Source organism: Pseudomonas sp. AC193 (assembly GCF_979258075.1).
This window is the reverse complement of the sequence record NZ_OZ409832.1, coordinates 1152679-1172323: the sequence shown is the minus strand read 5'-3', so window position 1 is coordinate 1172323 and position 19645 is coordinate 1152679. Positions and strand designations below refer to the sequence as shown.

The window sequence follows — 19645 nt, the reverse complement described above, 5'->3', positions numbered from 1 at the left end:
ATGCGGTTTGTGTTGAGGCTGATGACGCCTTCGCGAGCAAGCCCGCTCCCACAGGGGAACGCATTCCAACGGTGGGAGCGGGCTTGCTCGCGAAGGGGCCCGTGCAGACACTAGAGAATTAAAGCCCTTCCAGCTCCGCCATCAGATCATTCAACCGATCCACCTTCTCCTCGGTAATGTCACTCGCCGCCAGTCCATCAATGTATTCGGCCAACTCCTCGACCGTGCTGCACTCGAACATCGCCCGCAGCGGCACGTCTCGTTGCAAGGATTTCTGCACACGCGAAGCGATCTGCGTGGCCAGCAACGAATGCCCGCCCAGTTCGAAAAAGTTGTCGCGCACACCGACCTGCTCGACCTTCAACACCTCGGCCCAAATGTCCGCCAGCGTCTGCTCCAGCTCATTGCGCGGCGCCAGATAATCCTGACTCTGCAACTGACCGATCTCCAGCGCCGGCAAGGCTTTGCGATCAAGTTTGCCGTTGGCATTCAGCGGCAACTGATCGAGCCACAACCAGTGCAGCGGCACCATGTATTCCGGCAATTCGGCGCGCAGACGCTGCTTGATCCGCTCAAGACGCTCGCTCGGATTGAGTGCCGAATCGGCCGCCACCAGATAACCAACCAAGTGCTTGCCGTTGACGCCCTCCTGCACACCGACCGCGCCATCGCGCACTTCCGGCTGTTCATGCAGACGCGCTTCGATCTCACCCAGCTCAATCCGGTAACCACGAATTTTCACCTGATGGTCGACGCGGCCAACGTACTCCAACACACCATCGCTACGCCGCCGCGCCAGGTCTCCGGTGCGATACAGACGTTCGCCCGGCGCACCGAACGGGTTCGGTACAAACACCGGCGCCGTGCGCAGCGGATCGCTGACATAACCGCGACCAACGCCCGTGCCCGCCACACACAACTCACCCACCGCACCCAACGGCACCAGCTCCAGCGCGCCATCGAGCAGATACAGCAAGTTGTTGTCGGTCGGCGTGCCGATCGGCAAATAACTGCCGCGCGTCGAAGCCATGTCGACCCGGAAGAACGCCACGTCGTCGGAACATTCCGCCGGGCCATACGCGTTGACCAGACCAATCTGCGGATAACGCAGCAACCACTGATGCGCCAGCTCCGGCGGCATCGCCTCACCGGTCGGCAACATCCAGCGCAAGCCATCGAGACTCAGGCGATCCGAAGCGAGCATGCCCTGAATCAGCGACGGCACACTCTCCAGCACGGTGATGCCCTGCACTTGCACATGCTTCAGCAGACCTTGCGGATCGTGGGCAATCGTATTCGGCACAATGTCCACTCGCGCGCCGAACAGCGGCGCGGCAAGGAACTGCCAGACCGAAATATCGAAGCTCTGCGAAGCGGTTTGCGCGATCACATCGGCGTCACTCAAATTCAAATACGGCACCTTGCTCAACTGGTTATTGAGCATGCCGCGCTGTTCGACCATCACGCCTTTCGGCAGGCCGGTGGAGCCCGAGGTGTAGATCACGTAAGCGAGGTTGTCCGGGCCGCTGTAAATGCCAGGATTCGCTGACGATAACGCCAAAGCCTGCACTTCTTCCCAAACCAGAAGCCGTGGACGATTGGCGCAGCTGAATTCATCCAGCAAGGTCTGCGCCTGTTCGCGACACGCCTCACTGCACACCAGCAGCGGCGTGCGGCTCAGTTCGATGATGCGTTGCAAACGCTGACTCGGCAGACCCGGATCCAGCGGCAGATAACCCGCGCCCGCCTTGAAGCTGCCAATGATCATGCCGAGCAGGTCGAGATTGCGTTCGGCGAGCAACGCCACCGGTTGATCCGTCTGCACACCCGCCGCGACCAGTGCATGGCCGAGACGGTTGGCGTTGTGGTTCAGCTCGGCATAGCTCTGTTGCTGATCAAGGCACGTCGCGGCGATGCGTTGCGGATGCGCAGTAACCTGCGTTTCGAACAGCGCCACATAGCTCTGCTCCAGCGGATAATCGTGGGCACTCTGGTTGCAACCATGCAGCAGGAAGTCCTGCTCCTCGGCGCCCAACAGCGGCAGATCAGCCATGTCGCCATGGAAGCCCTCGACCAGCGCCAGCAGCAGACGCTTGAACTCGCCGAGCATGCGCTCGATGGTCGATTCGTCGAAATAACGCTGGTCATAAGACAGGTGCAGACCAAGGTCATCGCCCGGGTAGCACACCGCCGTCAACGGGAAGTTAGTGTGGGTTCGTCCGGAGTCCGAGGTCGCGTTCAGGCTCTGCGCGCGATCCAGCACCGAGACTTCCACCGGGGCGTTTTCGAAGACAAACAGGCTGTCGAACAGCGGCTGGCCTTTCGGCAATTCGCTTTGTTCCTGGATGTTCACCAGCGGCAGGTATTCGTACTCGCGCAGTTGCATGTTGCTGTCGAGCAAAGCGCTGAGCCACTGACGCACGCTGCTGCGTTCATCGTCCGCCGGCATCTGCACCCGCAGCGCGATGCTGTTGATGAACAGGCCGACCGTGCGTTGCATCTCCGGCATTTCCACCGGCCGCCCGGCCACGGTGACGCCGAAGAGCACGTCGCGATCACCACTCAGGCGGCGCAGCACCAAGGCCCACGCCGCTTGGGCGAAGGTGTTGATGGTCAACTGATGCGCCTGCGCCAATTCACGCAGACGCGCACCGTCCTCGACTTTGAGGCGGGTGTAGCGGTCGCCGACGATCATGCCGCCGCTTTCACCGGCATGTTCACGCAAGAACGGCCGGTCACTAGGGATCGGCGTGGTGCGCTCGAACCCTTGCAGGTTCTGCTGCCACCACTGCCGTGCTTCGGCCAGGCTCTGGCGTTGCAGCCAGCCGATGTAATCGCGATAACGCGGCGGCACGGCGAGTTGCGCTTCGCGACCTTCACCCAGAGCGGTGTAAATCTCGAAGAAATCGTTCATCAGCAACGAGCGGCACCAGGCATCGATAAGGATGTGGTGGTTGCTCATCATGAACCAGTAACGCGCCGCGCCGACCTTGATCAGGCGCAGATGGAATGGCGCCTGATTGAGTAGATCGAACCCGGCCTCACGCTCGTTTTTCAGCAGCGCTTGCAGCTTTGGTTCCTGCTCGGTTTCGGCGATGGCGCTCCAGTCCAGATATTCGATTGGCGTGCGACCCGGCGTGTGAATCACTTGCAGCATGTCTTCGCCGACGTTCCAGCAGAACGAGGCGCGCAACGCTTCGTGACGGGCGATCACCGCTTGCCAGGCCTGGGCAAAACGCTCGGCGTCGAGTTCGCTGTTGATGCGGTAGCGATCCTGCATGTAGTACAGACCGGTGCCCGGTTCGAGCAAGGTGTGCAGCAACATGCCTTCCTGCATCGGCGTCAACGGATAGACATCTTCGATGTGCGCGGCCGGCACCGGCAAGGCATCGAGTTGCGCCTGAGTCAGTTTGGCCAGCGGGAAGTCCGACGGCGTCAGGCCACCGGCGTCGTCTTGCAGGCAATGGGCGATCAGGCTTTGCAGCTCACCGAGATAGGCATCGGCCAGATCGTGGATGGTTTGCGCGTCGTAACGCTCGGCGCTGAACGTCCAGCGCAAGAGCAGTTCACCGCCATACACCTGACTGTCGACGCTCAATTCATTCGGCAATGGCGCCTGCGGATCGTGGGCAGCGCCAACCGGCTCATCCAGCGGACGGAACAGTGCATCGCTGGCGAAGCTCTGGTCGAACTGGCCGAGGTAGTTGAAGGTGACCGGCGCATGCGGCAGAGCCTCCATGCTGCGCTGAGTGAAATCATCGGCCAGATAACGCAGCACGCCATAACCCAGACCTTTGTGCGGTATCGCGCGCAGTTGCTCTTTGATTGCCTTGATCGAAGCGCCCTGCCCTGCGGCCTCTTCGATGTTGTGCGGGGTCAGGCGCAGCGGGTAAGCACTGGTGAACCAGCCGACGGTACGGGTCAGGTCGATTTCGTCGAACAGGGTTTCGCGACCGTGGCCTTCCAGTTGAATCAGCGCCGATGGCTGACCGCTCCAGCGGCACAGCACCCGGGCCAGTGCCGTCAGCAGCAGATCGTTGACCTGCGTGCGATAAGCGCTAGGCGCCTGTTGCAGCAGCTGTTTGGTGTGCTCGGCATCGAGGCGCACGCTGACGGTTTGTGCATGACGATTCTGCTGGCCGCCCTGCGGGTTTTCGCAAGGCAGATCGGCGTTCTGACCGGCCAACTGGGTTTGCCACCAGTTGAGTTCTTCGCGCAGGGATTCGCTGCCGGCGTAGGCCTGCAAACGGGCGGCCCAGTCTTTGAAGGCACTGGTTTTTGCTGGCAGTTTCACCGCTTGCTCGGCGTCGAGTTGGCGGTACACGGTTTGCAAATCGTCGAGCAACACGCGCCACGACACGCCATCGACCACCAAGTGATGAATCGCGATAAACAGGCGTTGCTGAGCTTCCGGGCCGTCAACCAGCACGGCACGCAGCAGCGGGCCTTGCGCAAGGTCGAGGCTGCGCTGCGCATCGGCGAACAGCGCTTCACACTTGTCCATCGACGGCACGCGCACTTGCCACAACACCGCCGCATCCGACACCGGTTGGTGCGTCGCTTGCCACACGCCGTTGGCCTCGGTGAAGCGCAGACGCAGGGCATCATGCTGCTCGATCACCGCCAGCAGCGCTTGCTCCAGACGATGCGGTTGCAGCGCCACGGTTGGCTCCAGCAACAGCGCCTGATTCCAGTGCTGACGCTCAGGGATTTCCGTGTCGAAGAACCAATGCTGAATCGGCGTCAGACGCGATTCACCGGTCACCAGGCCTTGCTCCGCTGTCACTTGTTCGCTGCGACTGGCCACGGCGGCGAGGGTCTGCACAGTCTGATGCTGGAACAGATCACGCGGGCTGAAATGAATGCCTTGCTGACGCGCGCGGCTGACCACTTGAATCGACAGAATCGAGTCGCCACCGAGTTCGAAGAAATTGTCGTTGAGGCCCACCTGTTCGACATTGAGCACCGCGCACCAGATCTGCGCCAGGGTCTGTTCCAATTCGTTGCTCGGCGCCACGTAATCCTGGCGATTGAGCTCCGGATCCGGCGCCGGCAAGGCACGGCGGTCGAGTTTGCCGTTGGCGGTCAGCGGCATGCTCGCCAGCAGAATCAGGTGCGTCGGCACCATGTAATCCGGCAGTTGTGTCTTGAGGTGCGACTTGAGGGCTTCGCGCAGTTCAGCCTGTCTGGCTTCGCTTTGCTCGGCGACTTCAGTCACCAGATAGCCGACCAGTTGTTTGCCGCTTGGCGCATCAAGGGCGAGCACCACGGCTTCGCGGATCGAAGCGTGATCAAGCAGACGGGTTTCGATTTCGCCCAGTTCGATGCGGAAACCACGAATTTTTACCTGATGGTCGATCCGGCCCAGGTATTCAACCAAGCCATCGCCACGCTGGCGCACCAGGTCGCCGGTGCGGTACATGCGCCCGCCGTCAACGGCAAACGGATCCGCGACAAAACGCTCAGCAGTGATGCCCGGACGATCGTGATACGCCTGCGCCAGGCCCGCGCCGCCGACGAACAATTCACCGGTCGCGCCCTGTGGCACCAGCGCCAGATCGGCGTCAAGAATGTACGCAACACGCGCGCCAATCACGCTGCCGATCGGCACACTGCCCGCACCCTCTTCCAGCACCTCCGGCGCCAGACTGGCCAGCGGCATGACCACGGTTTCCGTCGGGCCGTAAGCGTTGAAAAACATCGCCGGTTTGAACGCTGCACGAATGCGTTGCAGGTGTTCACCGGTCAGCGCTTCACCGCCAGTGATGATCATCCGCACCGGCAGGATCTCGTTTTGCGTCGAAAGGAACTGCGCCAACTGGCTGCCGTAGCTCGGGGTGAAACCGAGCACGTTGATTTTATGCGTGCGGATCAAACCGCAGATTTCTTCGGCGTCCCACTGACCTTGCGCACGCAACACCACTTGCGCGCCGCTGAGCAGCGGCACCAACAAACGCTCAGTCGCCGCATCGAAGTTGATCGAATAGAAGTGCAGTTCGCAGTCGTCCGGGCGCATGCCAAACCGCTCGATCACGGCCTGACAGTGCATGGTGATTTCGCCGTGGGAAACCACCACGCCTTTCGGCTTACCGGTCGAACCCGAGGTGTAAATCAGGTAGGCCTGATGCTGCGGCAGGCTGATAAACGGCAGCTCAGTGGCCGGGTAATCGGCCAGCGCTGCACTGTCGTCTTCCAGGCACCAACGCGCCACACTCGACGGTAGATCGCCGAGGGCGTTGAACATCGCGCGATCACTGAGCAGCAGCCCAATGCGGCTGTCTTCGATCATGTAATGCAGACGGTCGAGCGGGTATTCCGGGTCCAACGGCACATACGCACCGCCCGCCTTGAGAATCGCCAGCAGGCCGATGACCATTTCCAGCGAGCGCTCCAGCGCCAGACCTACGCGCACTTGCGGGCCGACGCCACGCGCCCGCAATGCCCAGGCCAGACGGTTGGCGCGGGCGTCGAGTTCGGCGTAGCTCAGGCTCTGCCCGGCAAAGGTCAGCGCCGCTGCGTCTTTGCGCGCCAGTGCCTGTTCGGCGAACAGGTGATGAATGCACTGGTCGAGACGATGCTCGCCCGGCTCGATGCCGAGGCTGTCGCGCAGCTGCTGTTGCTCGGGCGCGTCAAGCAGCGGCAATTCACTGAGGCGCTGTTGCGGATCGGCGATCAACGCTTCGAGCAGGTTGCGCCAATGTTTGGCCATGCGCGCGATGGTCGGTTCGTCGAACAAGTCGGTGCTGTACGTCAGGCAGCAACCGAGACGATGGTCGAGGTCGGTGACTTCCAGGTTGAGGTCGAACTTGGTCGCCCGCGCATCGTTGGCCAGATATTCGACAGTCATGCCAGCGAGCATGCGGCTCTGTTGGAATTCCCAGCGCTGCACGTTGCACATCACCTGGAACAGCGGGTTGTACGCAGCACTGCGTGGCGGCTGCAAGGCTTCAACCAGATGATCGAACGGCAGATCTTGATGCGACTGGCCTTCGATCACGGTGTGGCGCACTTGCTCGAACAATTCGCCGACCGACATCATGCCGTCGAGCTGGCAGCGCAGCACTTGAGTGTTGAGAAACGCACCGATCAGCCCTTCACTTTCCGGACGAATACGGTTGGCCACCGGCGCGCCGATGCGCAGATCGGTCTGCCCGCTGTAGCGGTAAAGCAGCGTGGCGAGCGCGGCGGTCATGGTCATGAACAGGGTCAGACCGTTTCGCGCGTTGAACGCACGAACCCGCGTCGCGAGGTCGTCGCTCAGGTCGAAACGGAACAGCTCGCCCTGGTGGCTTTGCACCGGCGGACGCGGGCGGTCGCCGGGCAATTCCAGCAGCGGATGTTCGCGACCGAGTTGCGCCGTCCAGTAATCGAGTTGGCGTTGACGCTCGCCGGATTCCAGCCAGTTGCGCTGCCAGACGCTGTAGTCGAGGTACTGCACCGGCAGCGGTTGCAGCGGCGAATCGCGATCATCGACAAACGCTTCGTACAGTGCGCTGAGTTCGCGGGCGAAGATGTCCATCGCCCAGCCTTCGGTGACGATGTGGTGCAGGGTCAGCACGAAGTAATGCTCGTGCTCGGCGGTCTTCACCAGACAGGCGCGCAGCAGCGGGCCAGTTTCCAGATCGAACGGCAGATGCGCTTCTTCATCGGCGAATTGCTGAACCTGTTGCTCGCGCTGATCGGCGGCAATTTTCGAGAAATCCTTCCAGCCCATGCGCACGCCGGTCTCGGCATGCACCTGTTGACGGGCGATGCCGTCGACGCTCGGGAACGTCGTGCGCAGGGTTTCGTGGCGCAGGATCAGCGCTTGCAATGCGGCCTCGAAACGCTCGACGTGCAACACGCCACGCAGGCGCGCCATGCCACCGACGTTGTACGCCGGGCTGTCCGGTTCCATCTGCCAGAGGAACCACATGCGCTGTTGCGAGTACGACAGCGGCACTGGTTGGCTGCGGTCGACTTTGGCGATTGGCGGCTGCTTGTTGGTGCGGCCGCTGACTTGGATCAAGCGAATCTGTTCGGCGAAATCACCGAGTTCGCTGTGCTCGAACAACGCCCGCAGCGGCAGCTCGACGTCACAGGCCTGACGGGTGCGCGAGATGATTTGCGTGGCCAGCAGCGAGTGGCCGCCAAGGGCGAAGAAGTCGTCGCGCAGACCGACCAGGCTCAGGCCAAGGACTTCGCGCCAGATCGCGGCGATTTGCTGTTCCAGCTCAGTCACCGGTTCGACGTGTTCACGCACTTGCCATTGCGGCTCGGGCAAGGCACGGCGGTCGAGTTTGCCGATGGGGCTGAGCGGCATTGCGTCGAGGCGCATCAGTTGTGCCGGCACCATGTATTCCGGCAGTTCGGCGGCGAGTGCGGTTTTCAGACGAGCGATTTGTTCGTCGTGATGTTCACTGGCATCGGTCGCGGTGAAGTAGCCGATCAGTTGCGCGCCGGCAGCGGTTTCGCGCACCAGCACCACGGCTTGAGCGACGCCGTCCTGGGCGAGCAAACGCGCCTCGATTTCTTCCGGTTCGACACGGAAACCACGCAGTTTGACCTGCTGATCGAGGCGACCGAGGTATTCGATCACGCCGTCAGACGTCCAGCGCGCGCGGTCGCCGGTGCGGTACAAACGTGCGCCCTGCTCGCCCAATGGATCAACGACAAAACGCTCGGCAGTCAACGAAGGACGACCGAGGTAACCGCGAGCCAAACCAATGCCGCTGATGCACAACTCACCCGGCACACCGGCCGGCACGGGATTGAGATCAGCGTCGAGCACGCGGCAAATCACGTTGCCCAGCGGTCGGCCAATCGGCGAACGCTCGCCATCGGCGGTGGTGCAATGCCAGTGGGTGACGTTGATCGCGGTTTCAGTCGGGCCGTAACGGTTGTGCAATTGCACCGCCGGCAGTTGCGCCAACACGCGGTTGCGCAGTTCAGCGGGCAGCGCTTCACCACCGGAAAAAACGCGGCGCAGGCTGGTGCATTCGGCGCTCAGCGGTTCGTCGATGAACAGCGAAAGCAGCGGCGGTACAAAGTGCAGCGTGGTCACGCCGTGTTCTTGCACCAATTGGGCGATGCGATGCGGATCGCGGTGTTCACCGGCGCCGGCAATCAGCAAGCGCGCGCCAGTGATCAGCGGCCAGAAGCATTCCCACACCGAGACGTCGAAACTGATCGGCGCCTTTTGCATCAGCACATCGGTTTCATTCAACGCGTAAGCGCTCTGCATCCATTGCAGACGTTCGGCCAATGCCGCATGCGTATTGCCGACGCCTTTCGGCTGGCCGGTGGAGCCCGAGGTGTAGATCACGTAGGCGAGGTTGTCGCCGTGCAAGTGCAGACCCGGTGCCTGGCTCGGCCAGTTTTCCAGGTGCAGGGCGTCCATGGCGATCACGCTGACGCCGTCGCTGGCCGGTAAACCGCCGAGCAGTTCGGTCTGGGTCAGGAGCAATTCGACGCCGCTGTCGCTGAGCATGTAAGCCAGGCGATCAGCCGGGTATTCCGGATCCAGCGGCACGTAAGCGCCGCCGGCCTTGATGATCGCCAACAGGCCGATCAACAGTTGCGGCGAACGCTCGGCGGCGATGGCCACGCAAACGTCCGGGCCGACGCCTTTGTCGCGCAGATAGTGCGCGAGGCGGTTGGCTTGCGTGTGCAGTTCGGCAAAATCGAGGCTACCGCCCTCCCACACCAGCGCAGTGCGTTCCGGGGTCTGGCGTGCCTGTTCGTTGAGCAGTTCGGGCAGCCATTGTTGTGCCGGGGCGCACGGCGCGACGCTCCAGTTTTTCTGCTGATCGTGTTCGCCGACGGTGAGCAATTGCAGATCGCCGATGGCTTGTTCTGGACGCTCGCAGACTTCGCGCAACAGATTGCTGAAATGCTCGGCCAGTCGCGCGATGGTCGCGGCGTCGAACAGTTCGTCGGCGTAGTCGAAGGACAATGTCAGGCGACCATTACGGTCTTCTTCGCTGTGCAATTGCAGGTCGAACTTGGCTTCGCGGCTGTGCCACGGCAACTCTTCGGCGAGCAGACCCGACAGGTGCTTCAGCACACTGAGGTCGCGTTGCTGGTGGTTGAACATGACCTGGAACAGACCTTGTTCGCGGGCCTGCGGGAAGGCTTCGAGCAGTTGTTCGAACGGCAGATCCTGATTCGCCTGTGCGCCGAGTGTGGCCTGGCGGGTTTGCGCCAGCAGCTCAACGAATGGCAGGCGCGAATCGATCTCGGCGCGCAGTACTTGGGTGTTGATGAAGAAGCCGATCAGGCCTTGAGTTTCCAGGCGCGGACGGTTGGCGTTGGGCACGCCGATGCGAATATCACGCTGACCGTTGTAGCGATGCAGCAGACTCTGGAATGCCGAGAGCAACAGCATAAACGGTGTCGATTGATGCGCTTGCGCTGTGTTGCGAATCGCCTCGCTGAGGCTGACGTCCAGACGCACGGTGTGACGTGCAGCGCTGTGTTTGTGTTGCGCCGAGCGCGGATGATCGGTGGCCAGCTCCAGCACTGGATGCTCGTCGCCCAACTGCGCTTTCCAGTAAGCCAGTTGCCGCTCACCCTCGCCTTGCGCCAGCCATTGGCGCTGCCAACTGCCGTAGTCAGCGTATTGGGTTGGCAGCGGCGCGAGGTTGGCCGTTGCGCCTTGCGAGGCCGCGGCGTACAGGCGCGAGAATTCGTCGATCAACACGTTCAGCGACCAACCGTCAGCGATGATGTGGTGCATCGTCACCAGCAGTTGGTGATCTTCATCGTCGAGACGGATCAGCGTCACCCACAGCAGCGGGCCCTTTTCCAAATCGAATTGAGTGTGAGCTTCGTCGTCGCGGATCTGCTGCGCGCGGGCTTCGCGTTCATCGGCTGGCAGGTCGCTGATGTCGATCAATTGCAGGTTGAAATCGGCAGCGGCATCGACTTGTTGCAGAGCAACGCCGTCACGTTCGAAGAAACGCGTGCGCAGGGATTCGTGGCGCTCGATCAATTGCTGGAAGCTGGCGCGCAGTGCGTCTTCATCGAGTTCGCCACGCAAGCGCAGGCCGCCGGGAATGTTGTAGGCGCTGCTGTGCGGGTCGAGTTGCCAGGTGATCCACAAGCGGTTTTGCGCCAGCGATTGCGGCATCGGCTCGGAACGTGACAGCGCGGTGATTTCACCTTGCGCGCTGCCGCCGTCCTGTTGTTGCTGGGCGACTGCGGCGGCAAACGCGGAGAGGGTCGGCGCTTCGAACAGCAGGCGAAGGCTCAGCTCCAGACTGAGTGCTTCGCGAACACGGGCGATCACTTGCGTGGCGGCGATCGAGTTACCGCCAAGCAGGAAGAAGTGATCGTCGGCGTTGACCTGTTTGACGTTGAGTTGCTCAGCCCAGATCTTGCCGATCAGCGTTTCAAGTTCGGAGGCGCTGGCTATCGATTTTTGAGTTTCAGCGGTGCTCGACGGGAACACCACGTAGCTGTCGAGGCTGCCATCGGCCAGACGATTGCGGCACGCCGAGCGCTGTAATTTGCCGCTGGAAGTTTTTGGCAGTGCACCGGGATTGAGCAATACGACCACGCTCGGCGCTTCTTGATACGCCTCGGCCACGGCTTGGCGGATGGCTTTGATCAACGCTTCCGGCGGCAGGATTTTCTGCACGCTGCGGCTGATTTCTGCAGCGATGCCAATACCCTCTTCGCCATTCTGATTGATCGCGAATGCAGCAACGCGGCCCTTGCGCACCACTTCCACTTCACGTTCAACGGTTTGCTCGATGTCCTGCGGATAGAGGTTGTGGCCGCGCACGATGAGCATGTCTTTCAGGCGACCGGTGATGAACAGTTCGCCGTTGCGGATAAAACCCAGGTCGCCAGTGCGCAGCCAGGTGCGGCCAGCGTGCTGGACGAAGGTTTTGGCGCTGGCTTCGGGGTTGCGCCAGTAACCGAGGGCAATGCTCGGGCCGGTCGCCCAGACTTCGCCGACGGCATTGTCGGCGAGTTCTACGAGCGTATTGGGCTCAACGATCAGCACCGCGTGCTCAGGCTGGCTGATACCGCAACTCATGATCGGGGAACCATCGCCCGGCTCGGCACGATTTTGCGCCAGCGCTTGATCGTCCACGCGCAGTGCAGGAATGCCGGTGCCGCGCGGGGTGCCGGCGACGAACAGCGTGGCCTCGGCCAGACCGTACGAGGCCATGAAACTGTTATCGCTGAAACCGCTCGCGGCGAACTTGTCGGCGAAGCGTTCCAGGGTGTCGAGGCGGATCGGTTCGGAACCGGAATAGGCCACGCGCCAGCGGCTCAGGTCGAGACGCTCCAGCGCCGATTCGCTGACCCGTTCGCTGCACAAGCGATAGGCAAAATCCGGCCCGCCGCTGATGGTGCCGCCGTATTGGCTGATCGCTTCGAGCCAGCGAAGGGGCCGACCGAGGAAGTACGCCGGCGACATCAGAATGCACGGCACGCCGCTAAAGATCGGTTGCAGCAGACCGCCGATCAACCCCATGTCGTGATACAGCGGCAGCCAACTGACGATCACATCATCCGGGTTCACATCGATGCCGAAACCGTGGCGGATCAACAGTTCGTTGGCCACCAGATTGCCGTGGCTGACCTGCACGCCTTTGGGCAGCGCAGTCGAGCCGGAGGTGTATTGCAGGAAGGCGATGTGCTCTGGCGGCAGGTTCGGTTCAAGCCAGTTTTCGGCCAGCGCATTGTCGAGCGTATCGACGCACAACAGCGGCGGCGCGCCTTCGATCTGCTGCAAGGCGTCGCGCAGGTCGGCGCTGGTCAGCAGCAGACGCGGTTCGGCGTCGGCGATGATCGACAGCAAACGCTCCTGATGGTGTCGGCGCGCCGATTCCGGCGGATACGCCGGCACTGCGATCACGCCCGCATACAGGCAACCAAAAAACGCCGCGACGTAATCCGGGCCGCTGGGAAACAACAACACCGCGCGATCACCAAATCCCGCCTCAGCCTGCAACGCGGCAGCAATCGTGCGCGCGCGTTGATCGAGTTCGCGATAGCTGAGCACCACAGCCTGTTCTTCGTTTTCGGCAAGAAAACGCAAGGCCAGTTGATCCGGCGTCAGGGCCGCGCGGCGCTGGAGGGCTTGACCAGAGTGCTGGGGATGTCGAACGCGTCGGTCATGAGGTTTCCTGCCTGAAGTCGGCTTGCTGAGTGGAATCGGGTTGCTGCGTCACGCCCTCAAGGGCATGCAGGGCGCGGTCTGTGCCGACCGCGCAAGGCTGCGGAATGCTGTCTGGTCGGGGTTCGGTACCCGGAACCATTCACCAATGAGAACGGATGACGTCTTGAAATAATTAGTCGACAGGCTGGATCGCCAACGGGGCTGGGATGCGGCGGCGTGTCGCAGTTCTCACAACGCACCAATTTGTATCATTAGTTCTCTTTCTCAATTGACAATCATTATCATTCAACATAATTTGTCGCTCGATGTGTAGGACGGCCCCGTCCCCCCAAGGCGTCCCACTAACCTATTTGGCAGCAAGGTGATTTCCATGACGGAACCAGTATCCACAAGCAGGTGCGATTCACCGCTACTTCAGGCATTCGTCGACAATCGCCTGATTCTGGTCAAGATTGCAGCCCGCATTACCGGCTGCCGGTCACGTGCCGAAGACGTGGTGCAGGATGCGTTTTTCCGACTGCAATCGGCGCCACCGATCACGTCGTCGATCAAGGCGCAACTGAGTTATCTGTTCCAGATCGTGCGCAACCTGGCCATCGATCACTACCGCAAACAGGCGCTGGAGCAGAAATACTCAGGCCCTGAAGAGGAAGGGCTGAACGTGGTCATTCAAGGTGCTTCGCCGGAAATCTCGCACATCAACTTCTCCACCCTGGAGCACATCGCCGATGCACTGACCGAGCTGCCCAGCCGCACCCGCTACGCGTTCGAGATGTACCGCCTGCACGGCGTGCCGCAAAAGGACATCGCCAAGGAACTCGGTGTTTCGCCGACGCTGGTCAACTTCATGATTCGCGATGCGCTGGTGCACTGCCGCAAGGTGTCGAGCAGTCGTCGGGATGTGGTGATTGCGGGGCGGCGCTAGGATCTTAATTCGGCGTCAAGCCATTCGCGAGCAAGCCCGCTCCCACATTTGAATTGTGTACATAGATCAAATGTGGGAGCGGGCTTGCTCGCGAAGGCAGACATGAGAGCGCAATAGATCTCAAGCCCGGTCACCTCAAGCCAACTTGCACCGATCAAAAAACCGCTCACGCCCCAGGATCATCAGCGCCGCACGTTTGTGCGGGAAGTCGAATTCCTTCTCGCAGTGGAAGCACTGGTTCTGCATATGGCCAATCATCTTCGCGTTATCGGCACGCGGTTCGGCGACCACGCGCTGGGTGCGCGGATCGTCCAGAAACAGGTAATGCACCAGCGCCGATAACCAGCTCGCTACCTTGTGCGGGCCACGGTGATCCTCCTCCCCCACCAGCATGTGAATGCCCCGGTCGTAATCGTCGGCATCGTAGAACGGCGCGATACGATCTTCCTTGGCCCAATAAGCTTCGAAGTAGGCGAACGGCTGATCATCGAAACAGCCGATCAAGGTCAGTGTGTGCGGGTCGGCGTCGAGTTTGCTCAGGTATTCGCGATGCTTTTCGATGCTGCCTTCTTCCTGCCAGAAACTGGCGACACGCGGGCTGTTTTGCCAGCGGTTGAAGCGCGGCAGATCCTCTTCGATTTCCAGTGTGCGCAGGGAAATCCACGCCCCCAGACGCGCATCGAAACGCCGATAGACTTCACCGCGCGGTTTTACCGGTCGCAGTGGATGGCGCTTGCCAGCGCTGATGACCATTTGCTGCGGATAGCTGCCGGTCAGCGACGTGCCGAGCCACGGTTGCGGCAGTTGCCAGAACAACGTGCGCTCGCAGCGATATTCACCGGCCACCTCGGTGCTCACCAGCAAACCGCTGAGCAAGGCTTCGGTCGGCGGTTGATCGAGTTGCCAGGTCAATTGCTGGCATTCAGGATCGCGGGCGAACAGCCAATAACAGGCTGCCCACAGCGCTTGCCCCGGCGGCAAGGCGAAACGCTCATCGATCTGGATCGGCCCTTTGGCCTCGCGATCGAGGCGCAGGCGAATCAATGGTTGCCCGTCCAGGCTCAGGCTCAGACGGCTTTCGGTGGCATCGGCTACCAGTTGGCTGCCCGAGGGCAGGGACAAGGCAACCAGGTCATTCAGATTGGACATGGGTCGGGCTCACGATAATCGTCGACAGTTCAACGATTGGACGTGATCCGGCAGGGGAAATTTAGGCTTGGCAGAGAAATCGGTGCCTCAGTGATGCGGCACTGGCACCACGGCAATCTTGTACGGATCGAAGATTTTCAGCATCTCGCCGTTGTCGCGCAGGCCTTGCAGCAGCTTGCCGAACGCCTCGCCGGTGATCGGCGCGGCAGGACGCAGAATCGCATAGTGGTGGTAAACCTGATCAATGCGCTGCGACACCAGCAACTCGTCGCGAACCTTCTCGTTGCGCAGCAGGTAATCGCTCAGATAGGAGCGCGTCACCAGAGCAATGTCGGCGCGCCCGCGCAGCACCATCAGCAGGTTGCTGTCGTGGGAATAGGTCAACGTTGCATTGAAATTCTGCGCGAGGAATTTCGGGTCGGCGTTGAAGTTGGCGAACTCATAGTGATAGCCGCTGAACAACGCCAGACGCTTGCCTTTAAGGTCAGCGAAATAGTTCTGCTGGCGACCGTCTTCACGTTGCGCGACAAAAATCTCGGCGTCTTCAAGGCCCATGTCGACGTCAGTGTGAGGGATTTCCTTCCAGCCCCAATCAGGGTTCTCGAAGATCGCCATGTCGATCCGGCCTTGTTTGAAATCACCGAAACGTCGCGGGATCGAAGTCGGCACGAGGACGAATTGATAGTCTTTTTGCAGGCGGTTCAGCGACTCGACCAATTGTGGCAGCAGACCGGTGTCGGCACCGTTTTCCGGGCGGATGGTGTACGGCGGAAAGTGCGCGGCGCCCACCCGAACCAGTTGCGCTGCTTGCGCAGGCAACAACCAGAATGCCGCCAGCGCTGCGAGCATCACGCCCGACGCCGTCCGAATTGGCGAAGACTTCAAAACACCCCACTCCCCGAAAAATACCGATCAATGCATTCAAGCTAGGCGGTTTCGCCCAGTTAGCCAGTTTCACCGCCTGATAGAAAGCGTCTCAGCGCTCTTCAAGCACCAGAATCAGCGCCTCATCCGCCAGTTGATCGAGGCTCAGACTGCCGCCGGCACGGAACCAGGTGGTCGTCCAGGACAACGCACCGGTGAGAAAACGTCGAGTGACAAACACGTCGCCACGAATAAACCCGGCCTCTTTGGCTTCGCCGAGCACCTCTAGCCAGAGGTCTTCGTAGACATCGCGCAACGCCAGCACTTTGGCCTGGCCGTCTTCGGACAACGAACGCCATTCATACACCAGCACCGCCATCGCTTCGCCGCTGCCGCCCATGATCGACTGCAATTCACAGCGAATCAGCGCCAGCACCCGCTCACGCACATTGTTCGCGTCGGCGAGCGCGGCGCGCATCAGTGCCGTGTTGTAACGGATGGTTTCTTCCATCACCGCCCGGAGAATTTCGTCCTTGCTTTTAAAGTGATGAAAAATACTCCCCGACTGAATCCCCACCGCGCCGGCCAGATCGCGCACCGTGGTGCGTTCGTAGCCTTTATTACGGAACAGGTGAGCCGCCACTTGCAGCAGTTTGCCGCGCGCGCTGTCCGGGTCGGTCAACTGGCCGTCGTCGACCAATTCGCGCATGACCCTCAGGGCTTTTTGCTCGTCCACCCGTTCTCTCCTACAGTCGATCAGTCTGTTCCCCCCTGAAACCGCAGGGTTGCGCGCAATTTAAGCCGCCAACGGCAACCAAGCAAGCGCTTGGGCAGAAGATAGTGTTTCGCTGTTTACAAACCAAGCGCTTGCTTGGTAGCCTCCAGACACTTCTGTCGCAGGTTGCTGAGTCGGAGATAAAAATGCCCACCACCGTTCGCATCGGATGCGCCAGTGCATTCTGGGGAGACACCTCGACCGCCGCCGCGCAGTTAGTCGACGGCGGCAAACTGGATTATCTGGTCTTCGACTATCTGGCCGAAATCACCATGTCGATCATGGCCGGCGCGCGCATGAAAGACTCGCAGGCCGGGTTCGCCGGGGACTTTATCGAAGTCCTTACACCGCTGCTGCCACAACTGGCCGAGCAAAATATCCGCGTCATCAGTAACGCCGGCGGGGTCAATCCGCAAGCCTGCGCCGCCGCCCTGCAAGCGGCCTGCGACAAGGCCGGCATCCCACTGAAAATCGCCGTGTTGCTCGGCGATGACCTGCAACCACAATTCAAACAACTCAGCGGCATCACTGAAATGTTCAGCGGCGCCCCGTTGCCGCCAATGTGCGTCTCGACCAATGCCTACCTCGGTGCGCCGGGCATTGTCGAAGCGTTGCGACTGGGCGCCGATATCGTCATCACCGGCCGCGTGGTCGACAGCGCCGTGGTCAGCGCCGCGCTGGTGCACGAATTCGGCTGGTCGTGGCACGACTACGACAAACTCGCCCAAGCCGCACTGGCCGGGCACATCATCGAATGTGGCGCGCAATGCACCGGCGGTAATTTCACCGACTGGCGCGACGTGCCGGATTACGAGCACATCGGTTTTCCAATCGTCGAAGTCAGCGCCGACAGCCAATTTATCGTCAGCAAACCGGAAGGTTCCGGTGGACTGGTCACGCCACTGACCGTCGGCGAGCAAATGCTCTACGAAATCGGCGATCCGCAGGCCTATCTATTGCCCGACGTCGTCTGCGATTTCACCGAGGTCAAACTTCAGCAGCAAGGCAAAAACGCGGTGCACGTACACGGCGCCAAAGGCCTGCCACCGACGGATAAATACAAGGTCAGCGCCACCTGGCCGGACGGCTTTCGCTGCACCGCCAGTTGCCTGATCGCCGGCATCAATGCCGTTGAAAAAGCGCAGCGCGTCAGTCAGGCAATCATCGACAAGACCGCAGAAATGTTCAGCCAGCGCGGCTGGGCGCCCTACAGCGAAACCCACATCGAACTGCTCGGCAGCGAAGCCACTTACGGCCCGCACGGTCAGCGCCACGACAGCCGCGAAGTGGTGATCAAACTCGCCGTGCGTCACCCGAGCAAACAGGCGCTGATTGTGTTCTCCCGGGAAATCGCCCAGGCCGCGACCGGCATGGCGCCGGGGCTGACCGGCATCGTTGGCGGACGGCCAACCGTGTATCCGCTGATCCGTTTGTTTTCATTCCTGATCGATAAAAACGCCTGCACCTTGCAGATCGATCTGGCCGGTGAACGCCATTCTTGCGCCCTGCCCTCGTTGGTCGCGCTCGACAGTGAAGATTTGCCGATTGCCCAGCAACCGCCGAAACCTCAGGGCCGCGCCGATGCCAGCGTGGCACTGGTGAAACTGGCCGTGGCGCGCTCCGGTGACAAGGGCAATCACAGCAACATCGGCGTGCTGCCGCGCAAACCCGAATACTTGCCGTGGATCGCCGAAGCGTTGACCCCGGCAGTGATCGTCGACTGGATGAGCCACGTGCTCGACCCGATCCACGGCCGCGTCGAACGCTGGTATCTGCCCGGCACCCACAGCCTCAACTTTCTTTTGGAAAACGCCCTCGGCGGTGGTGGCGTGGCCAGTCTGCGCATCGACCCGCAAGGCAAAGCCTTCGCCCAGCAATTATTGGAAATCCAGGTCCCGGTGCCGCAGAGCATCGCCGAACAGCTCGACTAGAGGATGGTGTGCATGGCTTACGCGTCGATTTTCAATGCCGAGCTGTTCAGCGGCCAGACCATCATCGTCACCGGTGGCGGCAGCGGCATCGGCCGTTGCACCGCGCATGAACTGGCAGCGCTCGGCGCCAACGTGCTGCTGGTCGGGCGCAAACCGGAAAAACTGGAAAAAGTCGCCGCCGAAATTGCCGAGGACGGCGGCCGCGCGCATTGGCAGGCCTGCGATATTCGTGATGAAGAAGCCGTAAAACAACTGGTCAAGGAACTGATCGCCGAGCACGGGCCGATTCATGGTCTGGTCAACAACGCTGGCGGCCAATACCCGTCGCCGCTGGCTACGATCAATCAGAAAGGTTTCGAAACCGTGCTGCGTACCAATCTGGTCGGCGGTTTTCTGATGGCGCGGGAAGTCTTCAACCAGTCGATGAGCAAACACGGCGGCAGCATCGTCAACATGCTCGCCGACATGTGGGGCGGCATGCCCGGCATGGGCCACTCCGGCGCGGCGCGTTCGGGCATGGATAACTTCACCAAAACCGCCGCGTTTGAATGGGGTTATGCCGGGGTGCGGGTCAATGCGGTGGCGCCGGGCTGGATCGCCTCCAGCGGCATGGACACTTACGAAGGTGCGTTCAAAGCGGTGATTCCGACCCTGCGCGAGCATGTGCCGCTCAAGCGCATTGGCACCGAATCGGAAGTCAGCGCAGCGATTGTATTTTTGCTCAGTCCGGCGGCGGCATTCATCAGTGGCAGCACGTTGAAAATCGATGGCGCGGCCAGCCTCGGCAGCCGTGCGTGGCCGTTGCACAAAGCGACTCACAGCGAGTCGTTCAATGGCTTCCATCGCGCCTACCTTCCAGACGTGCTGAAGGACAAGGAGTAAGC

Annotated in this window: 6 protein-coding genes and 1 pseudogene; 3 read left to right on the top strand and 4 right to left on the bottom strand. The window is 61.2% G+C overall.

The window, feature by feature from the left end; genetic code table 11:
* Positions 1–118 precede the first annotated feature (118 nt).
* Positions 119–13116 (bottom strand): annotated as a pseudogene (locus ACZZ0D_RS05520) (non-ribosomal peptide synthetase).
* 371 nt (positions 13117–13487) lie between these two features.
* On the opposite strand from ACZZ0D_RS05520, the gene ACZZ0D_RS05515 reads away from it, so the two are divergent.
* Positions 13488–14042: an RNA polymerase factor sigma-70 gene (locus tag ACZZ0D_RS05515; protein ID WP_463552626.1), complete on the top strand. Its 555-nt coding sequence runs from the start codon at positions 13488–13490 to the stop codon at positions 14040–14042.
* A 135-nt stretch (positions 14043–14177) separates the two neighbouring features.
* On the opposite strand, the gene ACZZ0D_RS05510 is transcribed toward ACZZ0D_RS05515, so the two are convergent.
* The 3 genes from ACZZ0D_RS05510 to ACZZ0D_RS05500 form a co-directional block, all read right to left on the bottom strand.
* Entirely contained in the window at positions 14178–15191 is a 1014-nt protein-coding gene (locus ACZZ0D_RS05510) for a GNAT family N-acetyltransferase (protein WP_463552625.1), read from the bottom strand.
* Between the two features lie 87 nt (positions 15192–15278).
* Positions 15279–16076 carry a substrate-binding periplasmic protein gene (locus tag ACZZ0D_RS05505; RefSeq protein ID WP_053122232.1) on the bottom strand — a complete coding sequence of 266 codons (798 nt, stop codon included), beginning with the start codon at positions 16074–16076 and terminating at the stop codon, positions 15279–15281.
* Positions 16077–16167: 91 nt separating this feature from the next.
* The gene (locus ACZZ0D_RS05500; RefSeq protein WP_053122234.1) at positions 16168–16791 is read right to left on the bottom strand and encodes a TetR/AcrR family transcriptional regulator; all 624 of its coding nucleotides are present in this window, start codon (positions 16789–16791) and stop codon (positions 16168–16170) included.
* A gap of 185 nt (positions 16792–16976) precedes the next feature.
* Here ACZZ0D_RS05500 and ACZZ0D_RS05495 point away from each other — a divergent pair, with 185 nt between their 5' ends.
* A complete protein-coding gene (locus ACZZ0D_RS05495; protein WP_463552624.1) occupies positions 16977–18761 on the top strand; it encodes an acyclic terpene utilization AtuA family protein in 1785 nt (594 codons plus the stop codon).
* 12 nt (positions 18762–18773) lie between these two features.
* On the top strand, positions 18774–19643 hold the full coding sequence (locus ACZZ0D_RS05490) for an SDR family oxidoreductase (RefSeq protein ID WP_463552623.1): 870 nt from the start codon (positions 18774–18776) through the stop codon (positions 19641–19643).
* Positions 19644–19645 lie beyond the last annotated feature (2 nt).

Bases quoted from the DNA above. Each gene is read 5' to 3' on its own strand.
- ACZZ0D_RS05515 (WP_463552626.1), top strand. From the start codon at position 13,488: ATGACGGAACCAGTATCCACAAGCAGGTGCGATTCACCGCTACTTCAG.
- ACZZ0D_RS05510 (WP_463552625.1), bottom strand. From the start codon at position 15,191: ATGTCCAATCTGAATGACCTGGTTGCCTTGTCCCTGCCCTCGGGCAGC.
- ACZZ0D_RS05495 (WP_463552624.1), top strand. From the start codon at position 16,977: ATGCCCACCACCGTTCGCATCGGATGCGCCAGTGCATTCTGGGGAGAC.
- ACZZ0D_RS05490 (WP_463552623.1), top strand. From the start codon at position 18,774: ATGGCTTACGCGTCGATTTTCAATGCCGAGCTGTTCAGCGGCCAGACC.